Source organism: Blastococcus sp. SYSU DS0552 (genome assembly GCF_054050815.1).
The window spans coordinates 75007-95291 of record NZ_JBJHAB010000014.1; the positions used below are offsets into that span (position 1 = coordinate 75007).

At 74.4% G+C, this 20285-nt stretch carries 18 protein-coding genes and 1 tRNA gene; 11 read left to right on the top strand and 8 right to left on the bottom strand.

From position 1 onward, the window contains the following. Positions 1-75 precede the first annotated feature (75 nt). On the top strand, positions 76-1524 hold the full coding sequence (locus ACI8AG_RS14910) for a WS/DGAT/MGAT family O-acyltransferase (RefSeq protein ID WP_456589065.1): 1449 nt from the start codon (positions 76-78) through the stop codon (positions 1522-1524). Beyond that, positions 1521-2534: an NAD-dependent epimerase/dehydratase family protein gene (locus tag ACI8AG_RS14915; RefSeq protein WP_456597668.1), complete on the top strand. Its 1014-nt coding sequence runs from the start codon at positions 1521-1523 to the stop codon at positions 2532-2534. Before ACI8AG_RS14910 ends, ACI8AG_RS14915 begins: the two co-directional genes overlap by 4 nt. On the opposite strand, the gene ACI8AG_RS14920 is transcribed toward ACI8AG_RS14915, so the two are convergent. Continuing rightward, complete coding sequence (locus ACI8AG_RS14920; RefSeq protein WP_456597669.1) at positions 2531-3442, bottom strand: alpha/beta fold hydrolase; 912 nt, start codon at positions 3440-3442, stop codon at positions 2531-2533. The genes ACI8AG_RS14915 and ACI8AG_RS14920 overlap by 4 nt on opposite strands. 214 nt (positions 3443-3656) lie before the next feature. Between ACI8AG_RS14920 and ACI8AG_RS14925 the strand changes: the two genes are divergently transcribed. After that, positions 3657-4457, top strand: coding sequence for an esterase/lipase family protein (locus tag ACI8AG_RS14925; RefSeq protein ID WP_456597670.1), 801 nt, complete (start codon positions 3657-3659; stop codon positions 4455-4457). Positions 4458-4511: 54 nt separating this feature from the next. Here ACI8AG_RS14925 and ACI8AG_RS14930 read toward each other — a convergent pair. From ACI8AG_RS14930 to ACI8AG_RS14945, 4 genes are all read right to left on the bottom strand, one after another. Next, positions 4512-4583: transfer RNA gene (locus ACI8AG_RS14930), tRNA-Val, on the bottom strand. 76 nt (positions 4584-4659) lie between these two features. Next, positions 4660-5124 (bottom strand): peroxiredoxin, encoded by a 465-nt coding sequence (locus tag ACI8AG_RS14935; RefSeq protein ID WP_456597671.1) that lies wholly within the window; start codon positions 5122-5124, stop codon positions 4660-4662. Between the two features lie 107 nt (positions 5125-5231). After that, positions 5232-5651, bottom strand: a complete 420-nt coding sequence (locus tag ACI8AG_RS14940) for a DUF3052 domain-containing protein (protein ID WP_456588992.1) — start codon at positions 5649-5651, stop codon at positions 5232-5234. An 88-nt stretch (positions 5652-5739) separates the two neighbouring features. Next, positions 5740-5904 carry a hypothetical protein gene (locus ACI8AG_RS14945; protein ID WP_456588991.1) on the bottom strand — a complete coding sequence of 55 codons (165 nt, stop codon included), beginning with the start codon at positions 5902-5904 and terminating at the stop codon, positions 5740-5742. Positions 5905-6045: 141 nt separating this feature from the next. Between ACI8AG_RS14945 and aceE the strand changes: the two genes are divergently transcribed. Continuing rightward, the gene (gene aceE, locus ACI8AG_RS14950) at positions 6046-8862 is read left to right on the top strand and encodes a pyruvate dehydrogenase (acetyl-transferring), homodimeric type (RefSeq protein ID WP_456597672.1); all 2817 of its coding nucleotides are present in this window, start codon (positions 6046-6048) and stop codon (positions 8860-8862) included. 95 nt (positions 8863-8957) lie between these two features. On the opposite strand, the gene ACI8AG_RS14955 is transcribed toward aceE, so the two are convergent. Next, complete coding sequence (locus tag ACI8AG_RS14955) at positions 8958-10355, bottom strand: GH1 family beta-glucosidase (protein WP_456597673.1); 1398 nt, start codon at positions 10353-10355, stop codon at positions 8958-8960. Between the two features lie 216 nt (positions 10356-10571). Between ACI8AG_RS14955 and ACI8AG_RS14960 the strand changes: the two genes are divergently transcribed. After that, the gene (locus ACI8AG_RS14960; protein WP_456597674.1) at positions 10572-11606 is read left to right on the top strand and encodes a LacI family DNA-binding transcriptional regulator; all 1035 of its coding nucleotides are present in this window, start codon (positions 10572-10574) and stop codon (positions 11604-11606) included. On the opposite strand, the gene ACI8AG_RS14965 is transcribed toward ACI8AG_RS14960, so the two are convergent. Both ACI8AG_RS14965 and ACI8AG_RS14970 read right to left on the bottom strand, forming a co-directional pair. Continuing rightward, positions 11603-12856, bottom strand: a complete 1254-nt coding sequence (locus ACI8AG_RS14965) for a M20 metallopeptidase family protein (protein ID WP_456597675.1) — start codon at positions 12854-12856, stop codon at positions 11603-11605. The genes ACI8AG_RS14960 and ACI8AG_RS14965 overlap by 4 nt on opposite strands. A gap of 2 nt (positions 12857-12858) precedes the next feature. After that, a complete protein-coding gene (locus ACI8AG_RS14970; protein WP_456597676.1) occupies positions 12859-13407 on the bottom strand; it encodes a pirin family protein in 549 nt (182 codons plus the stop codon). A gap of 92 nt (positions 13408-13499) precedes the next feature. On the opposite strand from ACI8AG_RS14970, the gene ACI8AG_RS14975 reads away from it, so the two are divergent. The 6 genes from ACI8AG_RS14975 (at position 13500) to ACI8AG_RS15000 (ending at position 20187) form a co-directional block, all read left to right on the top strand. After that, positions 13500-14678 carry a PucR family transcriptional regulator gene (locus ACI8AG_RS14975; RefSeq protein WP_456588985.1) on the top strand — a complete coding sequence of 393 codons (1179 nt, stop codon included), beginning with the start codon at positions 13500-13502 and terminating at the stop codon, positions 14676-14678. Between the two features lie 145 nt (positions 14679-14823). Then, positions 14824-16026 (top strand): acyltransferase domain-containing protein, encoded by a 1203-nt coding sequence (locus tag ACI8AG_RS14980; protein WP_456597677.1) that lies wholly within the window; start codon positions 14824-14826, stop codon positions 16024-16026. Beyond that, positions 16023-16991: a beta-ketoacyl-ACP synthase III gene (locus ACI8AG_RS14985; RefSeq protein ID WP_456588983.1), complete on the top strand. Its 969-nt coding sequence runs from the start codon at positions 16023-16025 to the stop codon at positions 16989-16991. The genes ACI8AG_RS14980 and ACI8AG_RS14985 overlap by 4 nt, the downstream gene beginning before the upstream one ends. A 133-nt stretch (positions 16992-17124) precedes the next feature. Beyond that, the gene (locus ACI8AG_RS14990; protein WP_347060094.1) at positions 17125-17367 is read left to right on the top strand and encodes an acyl carrier protein; all 243 of its coding nucleotides are present in this window, start codon (positions 17125-17127) and stop codon (positions 17365-17367) included. 88 nt (positions 17368-17455) lie between these two features. Further along, entirely contained in the window at positions 17456-18697 is a 1242-nt protein-coding gene (locus ACI8AG_RS14995; protein WP_456597678.1) for a beta-ketoacyl-[acyl-carrier-protein] synthase family protein, read from the top strand. A gap of 77 nt (positions 18698-18774) precedes the next feature. Beyond that, positions 18775-20187, top strand: a complete 1413-nt coding sequence (locus ACI8AG_RS15000; protein ID WP_456597679.1) for an acyl-CoA carboxylase subunit beta — start codon at positions 18775-18777, stop codon at positions 20185-20187. The last annotated feature ends 98 nt before the right edge of the window (positions 20188-20285 follow it).

Sequence of the window (20285 nt, forward strand, 5' to 3'; positions counted from 1 at the left end):
GGCCACCATCCGGGACGTGCGAGGCCCAGGTCCGAGCAGAGCGACCAGGGCGGCGAGGAGTGAGACGTGGACCGCATGAGTGCCCTCGACAGCGGGTTCTACTTCGCCGAGAGCGAGAACACCCCCATGCACGTGGGGTCGGTGGCGGTGTTCGACGGGCCGGCGCCCAGCTACGGCGACGTGGTCCGGCTGCTGCTCAGCAAGCTGCCGCGCGTGCCGCGGTACCGGCAGCGGGTGCGGGAGGTGCCGCTGCAGCTGGGCCGCCCGATGTGGGTCGACGACCCGCACTTCCAGATCCTGTACCACGTCCGGCACACCGCGGTGCCCTCCCCGGGCGGCGACGAGCAGCTGCGCAACCTGGCCGGCCGGGTGCTCGGCCAGCGGCTGGACATGGCCAAGCCGCTGTGGGAGCTCTGGCTCGTCGAGGGCCTGGCCGACGGGCGCTGGGCGCTCATCTCCAAGGTCCACCACTGCATGGTCGACGGCGTCGCCGGCACCGACCTCATGCAGCTGATGTTCGACCTGGACCCCGACGCCACCCACGAGGACCCCCGCGACTGGACGCCGCGGCGCGACCCCTCCTCGCTGGCCCTGGTCGCCGGAGCGGTCACCGAGGCGGCCACCCAGCCGCTGCGCACGCTGACCAGCCTGCCCTCCGTCGGGAGCGCCGCCCGCAACGTCCGCGGCCTCGCCGAGTCCGGGCGCACGCTGGCCGGCGCCCTGCCGTCGCTGGCCAAGCAGGCCGTCACCCCCACCGCCCGCTCGCTCAACGGGCACATCGGGCCGCACCGTCGCTGGGCATGGACCCAGGGCCGGTTCGAGGAGTTCAGGTCGGTGCGCACAGCGCTCGGCGGCACGGTCAACGACGTCGTCCTCACCGCGATCACCAAGGGCTTCCGCGACCTGCTCCAGGGCCGTGGCGAGCTCTCCTCCGAGGACCTCGTCGTGCGGTCGATGGTGCCGGTCTCGGTCCGCTCCGAGCAGCAGCGCGGATCGCTGAACAACCGGGTGGCCTGCGTCTTCGTCGACCTGCCCGTCGGCGACCCGGACCCGGTGTCGCGGCTGCGCTCGATCCGCGGGCAGATGGACGAGTACAAGCGGGCGATGCAGGCCGTCGACGTCCCGACGATCATCTCGATGGGCGACTTCGTCGCGCCCACCCTGCTCTCCGTCGGGGTGCGCTCGGCGATGCAGGCCGGGCAGATGTGGTGCCAGGCGGTGACGACGAACGTGCCCGGCCCCCGGGTGCCGCTGTACGTCCTCGGCAAGCGGATGTGCTCGGCCCACGCCTACGTGCCGATCGCCGGCGGCATCCGCTGCTCGATCGGGATCTTCAGCTACCTCGACACGATGACCTTCGGCCTCAACGCCGACTTCGACGCCTTCCCCGACGTCGACGTCCTCTCCGGGGGCATCCGGCGGGGCATCGAGGAGCTGCTCGAGCTCGCCCGCGCGGCGGAGGCCACGCCCGACGTGGAGCAGCCCACCGGCGGGACCACCAAGGCCCGGGCAGCCGCCCGGTGAGCGCCGGGGGGCGCGGGCTGACCGTGGCCGTCACCGGGCCGACCGGCACCTTCGGCGCCGGGCTCGTGCCGCTGCTGCAGGACGACGACCGCGTCGAGTCGATCATCGGCATCGCCCGCCGCCCGTTCGACCCGGCCGAGCGGGGCTGGACCAAGATGCGCTACCGGCAGGGCGACGTGCGCGACCCGGAGGGGCTGCGCGAGGCGTTCGCCGGTGCCGACGTCGTCGTCCACCTGGCCTTCCTGATCACCGGCAACGCCTCCCGGGAGACGACCCGGGCGATCAACGTCGACGGCACGCTGAACGTCTTCCGCGCGGCGTCGGCGGTCGGCGCCCGGCGGTTCGTCTACGCCTCCTCGGTCGCCGCCTACGGCTTCCACCGCGACAACCCGGAGCTGATCTCCGAGGAGTGGCCGGTGCGCCCGGCGGCGCGGCTGTTCTACGCCCAGGAGAAGGCCGAGCTCGAGCACCTGCTGCAGGACGAGGTGGCGGCGGCCCCCGATCTGGCGCTCTACCTGCTCCGCCCGCCGGTGGTGGTGGGTCCGCACGCCATCGGCGGGAAGGACGTGCTGCCCGGCCCGCTCGCCCCGCTGGGCCGCCTGCTGTTCGACCGGCCGCGGCGGCTGCCGGTCCCCGTGCCGCTGCTGGTGCCACGCCACCCGCTGCAGTTCGTCCACGAGGACGACGTCGGGCAGGCGCTGCTGCTGTGCGTCCTGGGCGCGGGACCGCCGGGCGCCTACAACATCGCCGGCGACGGCGTCCTCACCGCCGCGGACGTGGCCCGGGAGTTCGGCGCGATCGCGATCCCGACGCCTGCCGCGCCCGCGCAGGCCGCGGCGCGTGCGGTCTCCCGGCTGCCGTTCCTGCCGCCGGTGGCCGAGTGGGTCGAAGCGGCCACCCGGCCGGCGATCATGGACACCACGCGGGCCCGCGAGGAGCTCGGCTGGCGGCCGCGCTACACCGGGCTGGAGGCGCTGCGCGACACGCTCCGCCCGGACGGAGGGAGCTAGGCGCGGGATCCGACGAGCCGCGCGTCGCGCATCCAGTCCAGCACCTCGGCCACCAGGCGCTCCGGCTCCTGCAGCTGGGGCACGTGGCCGACGCCGGCCCACTCGGCGTACCGCCACGCGGCGTGCTGCCGCGCGATGTCCCGCGCCGCCTGCACCGGCACCAGCCGGTCGCGGTCGCCGTGGACCAGCAGCACCGGGACGTCGATCGACGCCATCGCGGCGCGGTAGCGACGCGGATCGGCCAGCACCCGCAGCACCGAGCGGGCCGCCGCGAGGAACGCCCGGTCCATCCCCTGGACGTCGCGGCGCTCCTCGATCAGGGTGACCGACCGGTCGATGACGTCGGCGGGCACCTGCTCGGGGTCGACGCCCACCAGCTCCAGCATGTCGTGCACGCGGACCAGGGCCGACGTGCGCTGCCGCCGCCACCACAGGAAGCGCTCCCCGACGAACGGGATCGCGTAGAGCGCGAACGTGACGGCCACCAGCGGGTCCTGCGCCCGCCGCGGGCCGGGGACGGCCGGGTCGAGCAGCACCAGCCCGCGCACCGCCTCGGGGTGCTCCCCCGCCTCGAGGATCGAGATCATGCCGCCCATCGAGTTCCCCACGAGGACGGCGGGCTCCCCGACGACCTCGGCGAGGAAGCGGTTCAGCACGGCGACGTTGGCCGGGACGCTGGCCCTGCGGCCGCCGGGCTCGCTGCGCCCGAAACCCGGCAGATCGAGGGCCAGCACCCGCGCGTGCTCGCGCAGCGCCGGGGCGACGAGGTCCCAGTTCAGGTGCGAGCCGCCCAGCCCGTGCACCAGCACGACCACCGGCCCCTCCTCCGGGCCCCCGAAGTCGAGGTAGTGCACCGGTCCGTCGAGGTCCACCGTGCGGCTCCGCCCGGGCATGCCGTCCTCGCCCATCCCGCTCCTCTCCCCTGCCGTCGTCCGTACGGTGGCACGTGGTGCCACCGGTCGCAGCGCGGGCGGGCCGCGTCACGTGGCGGTACGCGATCGTCCGCTATGACGCAGGACACAGTTCGGCAACATGTGCCCGCGCGTGCAGCGACCTCAGGTGTGAGCCAGGCCGCATCTTGGTAGAGCCCGTGCACGAATGGACGGCAGCCTGGAGGACGACGTGGCACGACAGCAGGGTGACGGCCCCGCACTCCCGCTCTACCTCACCGAGCCCGGCCGGGCGTTCGCCGACTACGGCCTCTACCTGGCGGCCCGCCCGCTCACGGCTCGCCTGCCCAAGGGAGACGGCCACCCCGTGCTCGTCCTCCCCGGCCTGCTCGCCGACGACACCTCCACCCGGGCCCTCCGCGCGACGCTCCGGCGGCTGGACTACCGGGTGCACGGCTGGGGGCTGGGCCGCAACATCGGCCCGACCGCCGTCTGCGTCAACGGCCTGCGCGACAAGCTCGACTACCTGCACGGCCGCTACGGCCGCGAGGTCACGGTCATCGGCTGGAGCCTCGGCGGCATCTTCGCCCGCGACCTCGCCCGGCAGTGCCCCGACCAGGTGCGCCAGGTGATCACCCTCGGCAGCCCGTTCCGCATCGAGCGGCACAGCCAGACCCGGGCGTCGAAGGCGTTCGACCGCTACGCCCACCTGCACGTGGAGCAGCGCCAGTTCCCGCTGGAGTCCGAGGGCTGCCCCCTGCCGGTACCCGCAACGTCGATCTACTCCCACCTCGACGGCATCGTGCACTGGCAGACCTGCCTGAACGTGCCCGGTGAGCGCTGCGAGAACATCGCGGTCATGGCCAGCCACCTCGGCATCGGGCACCACCCGGCGGCGCTCTGGGCGATCGCCGACCGGCTGGCGCAGCCCGAGGGCGAGTGGACCCCGTTCCGGGCGCCGGCGTTCCTGCGCCCGGCGTTCCCGAAGCCCGCCGAGCCGGCCCCGGCGTCCGAGGCGCCCGTCGCCGCCTGACCGGCGCACGCGGCATCGTCGGCGGCACTGCCGGTTGCTCCGAGGACGACGGGGTGGGCGCGACAGGGTTCGAACCTGCGACCGCTCGCTTGTAAGGCGAGAGCTCTACCGCTGAGCTACGCGCCCCGCCGGCCCAGCGTAAGGACCTCCCCGCCGCTCGCCACTCGCGAGCGCGCGGGGAGACCCCTGGCCGGGCGGCCGGTCAGGCAGCCGCGAGCTGCGCGACCGCGTCCTTCCAGCCGGACTGCTGGCGGGCGTCGCCGGGGGCGTTGACCTCGGCGAAGGCGATGGCGCCCTCGGCGTCGACGAGGAACGTCCCGCGCAGGGCCATGCCGGCCTTCTCGTTGAACACCCCGTAGGCCTGCGCGACCTCGCCGTGCGGCCAGAAGTCCGAGAGCAGCGGGAACTCGAGGTTCTCCTGCGCCTTGAACGCCTTGAGGCTGAAGACGGGGTCGGTGCTGATGGCGAGCACCTTCACCCCCGCACCGGTGTAGGAGGTCAGCTCGTCGCGCAGCTGGCAGAGCTCGCCGGTGCAGATGCCGGAGAAGGCGAAGGGGTAGAAGACCAGGAGCACGGGCGTGCCGCGCAGGTCGGCCAGGGACACGACCTGCTTGTCCTGGTCGGGCAGGCTGAACTCGGGCGCGCGGTCACCGACGGAGAGGCTCATGCCCGTGATCGTGCCCCACCCGTGGTGACCGGCTGGAACGGCCCCCGTCGGCCCCGTCCAGAGGCTCGTCCGGAGCGGGCGAGGGATGAGGAGGACAGGGTCCTCTTTCAGCGGCGGCTGCGCGCCGCCTTCGGGGTGACCAGCCGGATGCCGGACCAGTCCTTGGCCGCGGAGATGCTGCTGGTCTGCGAGAGACCGGCCGTGGGGGCGACCTCGGTGACGTCGCCGGGCTCCACGTGCCCGGGCCGGCCGGACTTCGGGACCAGCAGCCAGACGACGCCCTCGTCGCCCAGCGAGGTCAGCGCGTCGGTGAGGGCGTCGAACAGGTCGCCGTCGTCCTCGCGCCACCAGAGGATGACGACGTCGGCCACCTCGTCGGTGTCCTCGTCCACCATCTCGCTGCCGGACGCCTCGATGATCGAGTCGCGCAGGTCCTCGTCGGCGTCCTCGCTCCAGCCGAGCTCCTGCACGACCATGCCCGGCTTGATGCCCAGCCGGGCCGCCATGCCGGCGCTGTCGACGCTCATCCCTGCTGCTCCTCCATGGGTCGGCCTACTGCTGGCCAGGTGTGGGGTGTCCGGTGCCCGGCCCGGCCGGTGATCACGCACGAAGGCGTCACGGGAAGACCGAGCGGGCGACGGACGGGCACGCGGCGGAGATCGACACGACCAGCGGGAGAACCACCCGCACCCCGGTCATGTCACCCCTCTCGCTGTCGTCGACGCCGTCGTCCGGCCGTCGTGGCCGGGCATCCGGGGCGGCGCCGTCTCGTCGATGCACCGCAGGCGGAAGCGTAGGGCATACGGGGCGGTGCGCAAGCCTGCGTGCACCGGGCGCACCGGGGGCGCGCGTCCGACACGACTTTTCCGCAGAACGGACACAGACGTGACGGGGACGACGTCGGCAGGAGACGATGGAGCCATGAGCGCACCGCAGCAGCCGGACGGCGACCCCGCCCGCGCAGGACAGACCCGCGCGGTCATCACCGACGGGCTCCCCAGCCAGCTGGTCGACACCGACCCCGACGAGACCCAGGAGTGGCTGGAGTCCCTCGACGCGGTCGTCGACCATGCCGGCCGCGGCCGGGCCCGCTACCTCATGCTCCGGATGCTCGAGCGCAGCCGGCAGCAGCAGGTAGGGGTGCCGGCCCTGCGCAGCACCGACTACATCAACACCATCCCGCCGGAGCGCGAGCCCTGGTTCCCCGGTGACGAGCACGCCGAGCGGCGCATCCGCGCCTACATCCGGTGGAACGCCGCGATCATGGTGCACCGGGCGCAGCGTCCCGGGGTCGGCGTCGGCGGGCACATCTCCTCCTACGCCTCGTCGGCGTCGCTGTACGAGGTCGGGTTCAACCACTTCTTCCGCGGCAAGGACCACCCCGGCGGCGGCGACCAGATCTGGTTCCAGGGGCACGCCTCCCCCGGCATCTACGCCCGCGCCTTCCTCGAGGGCCGGCTCACCGAGCAGCAGCTCGACGGCTTCCGGCAGGAGGTCAGCCACCCCGGCGGCGGGCTGTCGTCCTACCCGCACCCCCGGCTGATGCCCGAGTTCTGGGAGTTCCCGACCGTCTCGATGGGGCTCGGCCCGCTCAACGCGATCTACCAGGCGCGGTTCAACCGCTACCTGCACGCGCGCGGGGTCAAGGACACCTCCGACCAGCACGTGTGGGCGTTCCTCGGCGACGGCGAGATGGACGAGCCCGAGTCGCTGGGCGCCATCGGACTGGCCGCCCGCGAGGAGCTGGACAACCTCACCTTCGTCATCAACTGCAACCTGCAGCGGCTCGACGGCCCGGTGCGCGGCAACGGCAAGGTCATCCAGGAGCTGGAGTCGTTCTTCCGCGGCGCCGGCTGGAACGTCATCAAGGTGATCTGGGGCCGCGGCTGGGACAAGCTGCTGGCGGCCGACCGCGACGGCGCCCTGGTCAACCTGATGAACCAGACGCCCGACGGCGACTACCAGACCTACAAGGCCGAGGACGGCGCCTTCGTCCGCGAGCACTTCTTCGGCCGCGACCCGCGCACCCGCAAGCTCGTCGAAGGGATGAGCGACAAGGAGGTCTGGGACCTCGCCCGCGGGGGCCACGACTACCGCAAGGTCTATGCCGCCTACAAGGCCGCGATGGAGCACAAGGGCCAGCCGACGGTCATCCTCGCCAAGACCATCAAGGGCTGGACCCTGGGCAGCCACTTCGAGGGCCGCAACTCCACGCACCAGATGAAGAAGCTGACCGCCGAGGACCTCGCCGCCTTCCGCGACCGGCTCTACCTGGACATCCCCGACTCGGCGCTGGACAAGACCCTGCCGCCCTACTACAAGCCGGACCCCGACTCCGACGAGATGCAGTACATGCTCGAGCGGCGCCGGGCGCTCGGCGGGGCAGTGCCGCGCCGGCGGGCGGAGTTCAAGACGCTCAAGGCGCCCGAGGACAAGGCCCTCGACGTCCTGCGCCGCGGTTCGGGCAAGCAGGAGGTGGCGACGACGATGGCGTTCGTCCGCCTGCTCAAGGAGCTGCTCAAGGACTCCGAGCTCGGCCCGCGCTTCGTGCCGATCATCCCTGACGAGGCGCGCACCTTCGGGATGGACTCCCTCTTCCCGACCCAGAAGATCTACAACCCGGCCGGCCAGCGCTACACCTCGGTCGACCGCGAGCTCATGCTCACCTACAAGGAGTCCGAGCAGGGCCAGATCCTGCACGAGGGGATCAACGAGGCCGGCTCGACGGCGTCGTTCACGGCCGCCGCCACGTCGTACTCGACCCACGGCGAGCCGATGATCCCGATCTACATCTTCTACTCGATGTTCGGGTTCCAGCGGACCGCCGACTCCATCTGGGCCGCCGCCGACCAGATGAGCCGCGGCTTCCTGCTCGGTGCCACCGCCGGGCGGACGACGCTCAACGGCGAGGGGCTCCAGCACGAGGACGGCCACTCGCTCCTTCTGGCGCACACCAACCCGGCGGTGGTGTCCTACGACCCGGCGTTCTCCTACGAGGTCGCGCACATCACCCGCGACGCCCTCGTGCGCATGTACGGCGAGGACCCGGGCGCCCCGCTGGGCGGCTCCCGCTCCCCCGACGTCATGTACTACCTGACGGTCTACAACGAGCCGTTCAGCCAGCCGGCCGAGCCGGAGGACCTGGACGTGCAGGGCCTGCTGGCCGGCATGTACCGCTACGCCGAGGGCCCGCGGGCCGACGACGGCGCGGCCGGCGAGGTCAAGGCGCAGGTGCTCGCGTCCGGCGTCGCCGTGCCGTGGGCGCTGCGGGCCCAGGAACTGCTGGCCCAGGACTGGGGCGTGAGCGCCGACGTCTGGTCGGTGACGTCGTGGAACGAGCTGCGCCGGCAGGCCGACGAGTGCGCGGAGTGGAACCTCCTGCACCCCGAGGAGGAGCCGCGGACGCCGTTCGTGACCGCGCGGCTGCAGGAGACGGTGGGTCCGGTCGTGGCGGTGTCGGACTGGATGCGCGCCGTCCCCGACCTGATCGCGCCGTACGTGCCCGGCGGCATGGCGACGCTGGGCACCGACGGGTTCGGGCTCTCCGACACCCGCCCGGCGCTGCGGCGGCACTTCCACGTCGACGCCGAGTCGATCGTGGTGCGCACGCTCGCCTCGCTGGCCGACGAGGGCCAGGTGGACCGGGCACGGGTGCGCGAGGCGGTGGAGAAGTACCGGGTGCGCGACGTGCGGGCCGCGCCGGCCGACGAGCGGTCGGACCCCAGCCCCGCCACCTGAAAGAGGACCCCCCTCGCCCCCCACCGCTCGCACGCTCGCGGCGGGACCCTGCGAGGGGGCCGACGGCGGGGCACGGTGAGTGCCCCGCCGTCCGTTCAGCGTGCGCGGTGGCGGCGGATGATCTCCGCGTAGGCGCGACCGCTGTCCTTGATCGTGCGCCGCTGGGTCTCGTAGTCGACGTGCACGAGGCCGAACCGCTGGGCGTAGCCGCGGGCCCACTCGAAGTTGTCCAGCAGCGACCAGGCGAAGTAGCCGCGGACGTCGACGCCGTCGTCCATGGCCGCCTGGAGCGCCGCCAGGTGCCGGAGCAGGAAGTCGGTGCGCTCGGGGTCGTGCACGGCCCCATCGGCGGACACCTCGTCGTCCCAGGCCGAGCCGTTCTCCGTGATGACCAGGGGGAGCCCGGGCGCCTGCTCCTTGAGCCACAGCAGGAGCCGGGTGAACGCCTCCGGGCTGACCCCCCAGCCCATCGTCGTCGTGACCCCTTCCGGGTCCAGCTCGACGACGTCCTCTCCCCCGATGAACGAGGTCGGCGGCATGTCCTCGGGTCGCGCGCCGGCCCGCACCGTCTGCTCGAAGTAGTAGTTGACGCCCAGCCAGTCCAGCGGCGCGGAGATGACCTCGAGGTCGCCGTCCTCCACCGGCAGCGGGGCGCCGGCAGCGGCCAGGTCGGCGACGACGTCCTCGGGGTAGGCACCGGAGACGATCGGCACGAGGAACATCCGGTTCTGCTGCCCGTCGAGCCGACGGGCGGCGTCGACGTCCTCCGGCCGGTCGCTGGCCGGGGACATCGGCGTGAAGTTCAGCGTGATGCCCAGGTGGTCGACGCCCTTGTCGCGCAGCACCCGGCTGGCCAGCCCGTGGCCGAGCAGCAGGTGGTGCACCGCGCGGGAGGCGGAGACGGCGTCGCGGATGCCCGGCGCGTGCGCCCCCGACTGGTGGCCGAGCAGGGCGCTCACCATCGGCTCGTTGAGCGTCGACCAGTGCCGCACCCGGTCCCCGAGCGCGTCGTGGACGATGCCGGCGTAGTCGGCGAAGCGGGCTGCGGTCTCCCGGTCGGTCCAGCCGCCGCGGTCCTGCAGCGCCTGCGGCAGGTCCCAGTGGTAGAGCGTCAGCCAGGGGTCCACGCCCTGCTCCAGCAGCTCGTCGACCAGGCGGCGGTAGAAGTCCAGGCCCCGCTGCTCCACGCGGCCGGCGCCCTCGGGCAGCACTCGCGGCCACGCCACGGAGAACCGGTAGGCCGACAGGCCCAGCTCCTTCATCAGCGCGATGTCCTCGGGATACCGGGTGTAGTGCTCGACGGCGACGTCCCCGGTGTCGCCCCGGAAGGTCCGGCCCGGGGTGTGGCTGAAGGTGTCCCAGATGGAGGGGCCCCGGCCGTCGACGTCGACGGCGCCCTCGATCTGGTAGGCCGCGGTGGCGGCGCCGAAGAAGAACCCGGGCGGGAAGGTGAGCCCTTCGGCGAGCTCCGGACGGCTGTCGGTCGAGGACATGGGCACACTGCTCCTTGGGCGGGTCGGTGGGACCGGGGCGCCGGCCGGCGGGCGTGCGCCGGTGACGCGGTGAGAACGCTCTCACACCGAGCGCCCGGTCGTCTCGCTCGGACGGGCGGAGCTCCTCGCAGACCTCGTGCGGACGACCGGCGCGCACTACCGTGACCTCCCGGCGGCCCGGTACCGGTCGCCGCCCGTGATCGCGGAGGAGGTGCCATGACCACCGCCGGTGCGCGACCTCCGACGCCCACGCTGGAGCAGGTGGCCGCGCTCGCCGGGGTCTCCCGGGCAACGGTGTCGCGGGTCATCAACGACTCGCCGCGCGTCAGCCCGCAGGCCCGGGACGCGGTGCACGCCGCCGTCGAGGCGCTGCGGTACGTCCCCAACCGGATGGCCCGCAGCCTGGTCACCCGGCGCACCGACACCCTCGCGCTGGTGCTGTCGGAGTCCAACACCCAGATCTTCGCCGACCCCTTCTTCGCCCGCATCGTCCGCGGGCTGTCGGCCCGGCTGGCCGAGACCGACCTGAACCTGGTGCTGCTGGCCGCCCGCGGCCGGCGGGAGCAGGAGAAGGTCGCCCGCTACGTCCAGCAGGGGCACGTCGACGGCGTCATCCTCATCTCGCTGCACCGCGACGACCTGCTGCCCGACCTGCTCGCCCGCTCCCCCGTGCCGCTCGTGCTGTCCGGGCGGCCGCTCGACGGCCGGCCGGTGCCCTACGTCGACGCCGACAACGTCGGCGGGGCCACCACCGCCACCGCCCACCTGCTGTCGCTGGGCCGCACCCGGGTCGGCACGGTCACCGGCCCGCTCGACATGGTGGCGGGTCTGGACCGGCTGGCCGGGTACCGCGCCGCGCTCGCCGCCGCCGGCGTGCCCGCCCGGCCGGAGCTGGTCGCCGAGGGCGACTTCACCGAGGCCGGGGGCTCACGCGCCATGACCCGGCTCCTGACCGACGTCCCCGACCTGGACGCCGTCTTCGTCGCCTCCGACCCCATGGCGGTCGGGGCGCTGCGCGTCCTTCGGGCAGCCGGCCGGCGGGTGCCCGACGACGTCGCGGTGGTGGGGTTCGACGACGCCGAGGTGGCGGCGGCCTGCGACCCCCCGTTGACGACCGTGGCCCAGCCGCTGGAGGAGATGACCAGTGGGCTGGTCGACCTGCTGCTCGACCAGATCGGCTCGGCCAGGTCCGGGGCCGAGGCAGCGGCTCGCGTCTGCGGCACCTTCCTGGTGCGCCGCGGCTCCGCCTAACCGCTGAGGGCGCGCAGCGCCATCTGGGCATAGAGCGCCACGCCGGCCGGCAGCGGCTCCTCGTCGAACACGACCAGGTTGGAGTGGTTGGGCGGCGCCGTGGCCGGGTCGATGCCGTGCGGGCGGGCGCCGAGCCACGCCATGACGCCGGGCACCCGCTGCAGCACGTAGGCGAAGTCCTCGGCACCCATCAGCGGGGCCGGCATCAGCACGGCGGCGTCCCGGCCCAGCAGCTCGGCCGCCGTGGTCAGCACGTGGGCGGCCATGCCGGGGTCGTTCATGGTGACCGGGTAGCCCTCGAAGTGCTCCCAGTGCAGCTCCATCTCGTGGGCGGCGGCGACGTGGGTGGCGACCCGCCGCACCGAGGCGACCACGTCAGCACGACGCTCGGCCGACAGCGTCCGGATCGTGCCCTCGAGGTAGGCGGTGTCGGGGATGACGTTGTTGGTCGACCCCGCCTCGATGTGCGCGACGGTCACGACGGCCGGGTCGAAGACGTCGACCCGCCGGGTCACCATCGCCTGCAGGGCCAGCACGACCTCGGCCGCCACCGGGATCGGGTCGGCGGCCGCGTGCGGCTCCGAGGCGTGGCCGCCCCGGCCGCGCAGCGTCATCCGCCACTGGTCGGCGGCGGCCATCATCGGCCCGGGCCGGACGTTCACCGTCCCGCTGGGCAGCGTCGAGGAGATGTGCAGCGCGAAGGCGCCGCTCACCGGCGCCTCGGGGACGACGTCGAGCAGGCCCTCCTCGAGCATGTAGCGCGCACCGTGGAAGCCCTCCTCCCCCGGCTGCACCATGAACACCACCTGCCCGGCCAGCTCGTCCCGGCGGGCGGCGAGCAGCCGGGCGGCGCCCACCAGCATCGCCACGTGGGTGTCGTGCCCGCAGGCGTGCATCACGCCGGGGACCTCGGAGGCGAAGGGCAGGGCGCTGTCCTCGTGCACGGGCAGCGCGTCCATGTCGCCGCGGAGCAGGAACGTGCGGCCCGGCCGTGCCCCGCGCAGCACGCCCACGACCGAGCTCGTGGTGGTGCCGGTGGTGACCTCCAGCGGGAGTTCGGCGAACGCCTCCAGCACCGTGGCCTGCGTCCGGGGCAGGTGCAGCCCGATCTCCGGGTGGCGGTGCAGCTGCCGCCGCAGCTCGATGGTGCGGTCGGCGTCCGAGTACGCGGCGGCGAGCAGCGGAAGGACCTCCTCGCCCCCCTCCGCTCGCGCGCTCGCGGCGGGATCCTGCGAGGAGGCCGATTCCATGCTCACCACTCTGCCCAGTCGGGGCGGCCGGCGTCGAGTTGCCACACGAGGACCGCGGACGCCGGGCCGGTGCCCACCGGCCCGGCGTCGTGCCGTCGCACGCCGGAGGCGTCGGCGACGAGCACCAGCCCCGGGGGCGGCGCGACCTCCTCCCCCGCCTGCGGGCGGGCCACCCACAGCCGGGCGTCCCCGCGACCCAGGTCCAGCCACCCACCGGGCGACCGGTGCACCGCGTGCGTCGCGGGCTCCGCGGGAGCGGCGCTGCGCAGGTAGCACTGCAGCACCCGCGCTCCCCGGTCGCCGGCCACCTCGTCGTGGACCAGCCCATCCCCCGCGCGGAGCACCGCGACGTCACCGGCGCTCAGGTCGGCCCCCGGGCCCCACCGGTGGTGCAGGGCCCCGTCCAGGACGACGGCGACGACGTCGACCGCCCGGTGCTCGTGCCGGCCGTAGCCGGCGCCCGGCCCGAGCCGGTCGTCGGCGATCCGCAGCAGCGGGCCCAGCGAGCCGTCGTCGGGCGCCAGCACCACGCGGGAGTCGAGGCCGCTCACCGCGGCGCTCCCGCCGTCCCCGCGAGCACCGGCCGAGGCATGGTCCACACCTGCACTCTCCCCGATCCCGGGGGGCGTGACACGCTGACCCGGTGAGCCGGGTGAGCAACCGCCCGCCGAGCGACGCGACGCTGCGGCGGCTGGAGCGGGCGTCGGGGTCGTTGGCCACGCAGGCCGTGGCCCGGATGGACGAGGACCTGCCCTGGTTCCGGGCCATGCCGGCCGACCAGCGCTCGTGGGTCACCCTCGTCGCCCAGGCCGGCATCGCATCGCTCGTCGAGTGGTGCCGCAACCCCGGGCGGCCGCCCCGCCTCACCGGCGAGGTGTTCGGGGCGGCACCGCGCGAGCTGGTGCGGGCCGTGGCGCTGAAGCAGACCGTCGACCTCATCAAGGTCACGGTCGAGGTGACGGAGGAACGCGTCGCATCGGTCGCCGAGCCCGGCGACGAGGAGGCGCTGCGGCTCGCCGTGCTGCAGTTCAGCCGCGAGGTCGCCTTCGCCACCGCACACGTCTACGCCACCTTCGCGGAGAACCGGGGCGCCTGGGACGCGCGCCTGGAGGCGCTGGTGGTCGACGCGCTGGTGCGTGGCGAGCGCTCCGAGGAGCTCTCCGGCCGGGCCGCGGCGCTGGGCTGGGCCGCCGGCACGCCGGCGCTCGTCGTCGTGGGGGCGACGCCGACCGGGCACGACGATCCGCACGGGGCCGTGCGCCGGGCCGCCCGCGGGCTGGGCTGCGACGTGCTGGTCGGCGTGCACGCCGACCAGCTGGTGGTCGTCCTGGGCGGCACCGGCGACCTCGAGGCCGCTGCGGAGCGGGTCGCGGACGACTTCGGTGCGGGTCCGGTGGTCACCGGCCCGGTCGTGGACGGGCTGGGACGCGCCGCCGTCTCCGCCGCCGCGGCGCTGGCCGGGCTGCGGGCAGCGGCCGCCTGGCCGGAGGCGCCGCGCCCGGTCGCGGCGGACGCCCTGCTCGCCGAGCGCGCGCTCGACGGCGACCCGCTGGCCCGCACCGCCCTGCACGAGCACGTGGCCGCGCCGCTGCGCTCGGCCGGTGGCGGGGTGCTGGACACGGTGCGCGCGGTGCTGAGCAGCGGGGGCAACCTCGAGGCGAGCGCCCGGGCGATCTTCGTGCACCCCAACACCGTGCGGTACCGGCTGCGGCGGGCCGCGGAGCTCACCGGGCTGTCGGCGACCGACCCCCGGGGCAGCTGGACCCTGCAGGTGGCCCTCGCGCTCGCCGCGCTTGACCACGACCGCTCCCTCTGGCACTGACCCGGACGGTCCGGTTCCCACCACAGGAACGCGCCTCGAGCCCCTGAACCCGCGCGTGTTTTGGAGGAACTCGACAAAGATCACCAGGGTGCTTTCGTGCCCGGCCGCCGCGCGCGGGACCGGTGATCACTGGCACGGTGGTGGGGTGCTCGCCGTCCTCGCCCCGGGTCAGGGTGCGCAGAAGCCCGGGATGCTGACCGACTGGCTCGACCTCCCCGGCGCCGAACCGTTCTTCCGCTGGGCCGGCGCGATCGCCGGCGCGGACCTGCTCTCCCTGGGCACGACCGGCGACGCGGAGGCGATCAAGGACACCGCGGTCACCCAGCCGCTCGTGGTCGCGATGAGCCTGTTCGTCGCCCGCGAGCTGGGTGGGCTGCCGGGGCCGGTGGCCCACACCCCGCACACCGGGCGCGACGTCGTCATCACCGGGCACAGCGTCGGCGAGCTCACCGCCGCGGCGCTCGCCGGCGTGCTGAGCGTCGAGGCGGCGATCGCGCTCACCGCCGTCCGCGGCCGTGCCATGGCCGCCGCCTGCGCACAGACCCCCACGGGCATGTCCGCCGTCCTCGGCGGCGACCCCGACGAGGTGCTGGCCGCCATCGAGGAGCACGGCCTGAGCCCCGCCAACATGAACGGCGCCGGCCAGATCGTCGCCGCCGGATCGCTGGAGGGTCTCGCCGCGCTCAAGGCCGACCCGCCGGCGAAGGCGCGGATCATGCCGCTCTCGGTCGCCGGCGCCTTCCACACCTCGTACATGGCCAGCGCCCGCGAAGAGCTCGAGGGCCTGGTCGGTGGGCTGCGCCCGGCCGACCCCAGCCGGCTGCTGCTGTCCAACGCCGACGGCGCCGCGGTCGACAGCGGCGCCGAGGTGCTCTCCCGACTGGTCACCCAGGTCACCAGTCCGGTGCGGTTCGACGCGTGCCTGGCGACCATGCGGGAGCTGGGCGTCACCGCCGTGATCGAGCTGCCGCCCGCCGGCGCCCTCGCAGGCCTGGCCAAGCGGGAGTGGAAGGGCGCCGGCATCGAGGTGCTCGCCGTGAGCACGCCCGCCGACCTCGACCGGGCCCGCGAGCTGATCGAGGCCGAGCGCGGCCGCTCGGAGGCCGAGCACCTGCCCGACTGGCGGATGGTCGTCGCGCCCGCCCGCGGGACGGTGAGCCCCGCGGAGATCGCCGAGGGCACCCACCTGCCCGCCGGCACCCCGCTCGGCTGCATCCGCGGCCGCCGGGAGGAGGTCAACGTCTCCGCCGGCTACGACGGCGTGCTGGCCGAGTGGCTGGTGCACGACGGTGACCTCGTCGACGCCGGCGACCCGATCGCCCGGCTCTACCCGGAGGTGTCCTCGTGACCCGACTCCAGCTCCCGGTCGGCGCCCCCGGTGCCCGCATCCTCGGCTTCGGCAGCTACCGGCCCCGCCGTCGGGTGACCAACGCCGAGCTCGCCGAGCGGATGGACACCAACGACGAGTGGATCCAGGCACGGGTCGGCATCGCGGAGCGCCGCTGGGCCGAGCCCGACGAGACGCTCGTGGAGATGTCGGTCGCAGCCGGCGGCAAGGCGCTGGCCGCCAGCGGCCTCGACGCCGGCGACATCGACCTGGTGCTGCTCGCGACCACCAGCCCGCCGAAGGCGATCCCGGGCCTCGCTCCGCGGATCGCCCACCAGCTCGGCGTGCCCCGGCCCGGCGCCTTCGACGTCAACGCCGGCTGCGCCGGCTGGTGCTACGCGCTCAGCGCCGCGGCCGACGCCATCCGCAGCGGCACCGCGCGCAACGCCCTCGTCATCGGCGGCGAGCGGCTGACCGACTACACCAACCTCGACGACCGGGCGACGGCGGTCATCTTCGCCGACGGGGCCGGCGCCGCGGTCGTGACCGCGTCCGACGAGCCGGCCATCGGCCCGGCCGTGTGGGGCAGCGACGGCGACCTGCACGAGGCGATCGCCATCCCCGAGAACGAGACCGGCATGAGCATGGCCGGCCAGGCGGTGTACCGCTGGGCCACCACGAAGCTCACCGACACCCTGGCCGAGGCCATGCGCCGCGCCGGCGTCGGCCCCGACGACATCGACGTGTTCGCGCCGCACCAGGCGAACCTGCGGATCATCGAGCTCATGGCCAAGCGGCTGAAGCTGCCCGAGCGCACGGTCATCGCCCGCGACATCGTCCGCTCCGGCAACACGTCCTCGGCGTCCGTGCCACTGGCGCTGGCGGCCCTGCTCGAGAGCGGCGAGGCCAGGAGCGGGGACGTCGCCCTCCTGCTCGGTTACGGCGCCGGCCTCACCTTCGCCGGCCAGGTGGTCGTGCTCCCGTGAGCCGCCCCACCCCAGTTCGCCGGGACACCGTGTCCCGGACGACGAACGGCCCTGTCCAGGGCACCGCCACGCGCGTGCGAGTGGCGGGCAGGACGGGGTCCTTCTACCGCACCACCCGAGAGAGAGGACCCGCGTGAGCACCCAGGAGATCCAGTCCGGTCTGGCCGAGATCCTGGAGGAGGTCGCCGGGGTGAGCCCAGCGGACGCCACCCCGGAGAAGTCCTTCACCGAGGACCTCGACGTCGACTCCCTGTCGATGGTCGAGATCGCCACCGCCGTCGAGGACAAGTTCGGCGTCGCCATCCCCGACGACCAGCTCGCCAACATCAAGACGGTGGGCGACGCGATCAGCTTCATCGAGAAGAACCAGGGCTGACCCCCTCGGGTCCCGCCGGCCGACCGCCGGCGGGACCCGATCCCCCCCGATCCGGCCCACCCGGCCGTCGTCCGCACGAGGAGATCCCATGAGCCCGTCCACCACCGACGTCGTCGTCACCGGCCTGGGCGCCACCACGCCGCTCGGCGGCGACGTGGCCAGCACCTGGGACGCCCTGCTCGCCGGGCGCTCGGGCGTCAGCCGGATCACCGAGGAGTGGGTGCAGGAGTTCCCGGCCCAGCTCGTCGCCCGCCTGGCCACCGAACCCGCCGAGCAGATCGACCGGGTCCGCGCCCGCCGGCTCGACCGCAGCCAGCAGGTGGCGGTCGTGGCCGCCGAGCAGGCGTGGGCCGAGTCCGGGGCCGGCGACGCCGGTGTCGCCCCCGAGCGGATCGCGGTCGTCTTCGGCACCGGCATCGGCGGGGCGCTGACGCTGCTGGGCCAGGACGACGTCCTCGAGCAGAAGGGGCCCAAGCGGGTCTCCCCCTTCACCATCCCGATGCTGATGCCCAACGGGCCGGCGGCGGCGGTCGGCCTGGCCGTCGGGGCCAGGGGCGGCGTGCACGCACCGGTGAGCGCCTGCGCCTCGGGCGCCGAGGCCATCCGCTGGGGGCTGGACCTGCTGCGGTTCGACCGCGCCGACATCGTGCTCGTCGGTGGCGCGGAGGCCTGCGTCCACCCGCTGCCCATGGCCGGGTTCGCCGCCATGCGCGCCATGTCCACCCGCAACGACGAGCCCGAGCGCGCCTCCCGCCCGTTCGACAAGGGCCGGGACGGGTTCGTCCTCGGCGAGGGCGCGGCCGCGCTCGTGCTCGAGCGGGCCGACTCCGCCGCCGCCCGCGGAGCCCGCGTGCACGCCCGCCTGGCCGGCGCGGGCGCGACCGCCGACGGTTACGACCTGGTCGCCCCCCACCCGGAGGGCGAGGGCGCCGGACGGGCGATCGCCGCCGCGCTGCGCGACGCCGGCCTCTCCGCCGCCGACGTGGGGCACGTCAACGCCCACGCGACCTCCACCCCCGTCGGCGACACCGCCGAGGCCGCAGCCATCCGCTCCTCGCTGGGCGAGCACGTGCTGGTGAGCGCCACCAAAAGCCAGACCGGCCACCTGCTGGGCGCCGCCGGCGCCCTGGAGTCGGTGTTCACGATCCTGGCGCTGCGCGAGCAGATCGTGCCGGCGACGGCGAACCTCGACGATCCCGACGACGACGCCGCCGTCCAGGCCCTCGACATCGTCCGCCGGGAGCCGCGCCGGGCGCAGCTGACCGCGGCGGTCAACGACTCGTTCGGCTTCGGCGGGCACAACATCGCGTTGGTCTTCACCACCGCCTGAAGAAGGACCCCGTCCCTCTCACCCCTCGCAGGCTCGGGGCGAGCCTCCGGACGGGGCCACACGATCCGGAGGAACCCGTGACGACAGTCCAGGCCGCGCCCGCCGTGACGGCCCCCGACCCGCGTGACCCGGAGGACCGGCTGCGGCGGTTCTTCGACGCCGACTCCATGCAGCTGCTCGGCACCCGGGACACCTCCGGGGTGCTGGCCGCCCGCGGCGCGGTGTCCGGCAGCCCCGCCGTCGCCTTCTGCACGGACGCCACGGTGATGGGCGGCGCGATGGGCATCGACGGCTGCCGGCACATCGTCGACGCCATCGACACCGCCTTGCGCGAGCGCGTGCCGGTCGTCGGGATCTGGCACTCCGGCGGCGCCCGCCTGGCCGAGGGCGTGACCGCGCTGCACGCCGTCGGCGAGGTCTTCGCGGCCATGGTCCGCGCGTCCGGGCGGATCCCGCAGATCTCCGTGGTGCTCGGGCCGGCGGCCGGTGGGGCCGCGTACGGCCCGGCGCTCACCGACCTGGTGATCATGGGTCCGGCCGGCCGGGTGTTCGTCACCGGACCGGAGGTCGTCCGCTCGGTGACCGGCGAGAACGTCGACATGGAGAGCCTCGGCGGCCCCGACACGCACGGGCGGCGCAGCGGGGTGGTGCACGTGGTCACCGACTCCGAGCCCGCCGCCCTGGAGACCGCCCGGCTGGCCGTCGACCTGCTCGCGGCGCAGGGCAGCTTCGCCCCGGCCGCCGAGGAGGCGGGGAACGACCTGGCGGCGCTGCTGCCCGAGCAGACCAACCGGGCCTACGACGTGAAGCCGCTGGTCTCCTCGGTGCTCGACGAGCCGGGCCTGGAGCTGCACCCCCGGTTCGCGCCCAACGTCGTCACCACCCTGGGCCGGCTCGCCGGGCGGACGGTCGGCGTGATCGCGAACAACCCGCTGCGGCTCGGCGGCTGCCTGGACTCCGCGTCGGCGGAGAAGGCGGCGCGGTTCGTGCGCATGTGCGACGCCTTCGGCATCCCGCTGGTGGTGCTGGTCGACGTGCCCGGCTACCTGCCGGGCGTGGGCCAGGAGTGGGACGGCGTCGTGCGCCGCGGCGCCAAGCTCCTGCACGCGTTCGCCGAGGCCGTGGTCCCGCGCGTGACGCTGGTGACCCGCAAGTCCTACGGCGGCGCCTACATCGCGATGAACTCCCGCTCGCTGGGCGCCACGAAGGTGTTCGCCTGGCCCGGCGCCGAGGTGGCCGTCATGGGCGCCAAGGCGGCGGTCGGCATCCTGCACCGGAAGAAGCTGGCCGCCGCCCCGCCCGGTGAGCGCGAGGCGCTGCACGCGCAGCTGGCCGAGGAGCACGAGCGGATCGCCGGCGGGGTCAACCGGGCGCTGCAGATCGGCGTCGTCGACGAGGTGGTCGAGCCGGCCCGGACGCGGCAGCGCCTCATCGAGGCGCTCGCCGGAGCACCGCTCGGTCGCGGGGCGCACGGCAACATCCCGCTCTGACGAAGGACCCCGTCCTCCTCACGCCTCGCACGCTCGGCGCGAGCCTCTGGACGGGGCGGTTCCAGTACCGCACCACGTGGAAAGGCCGTCCCGGCGCC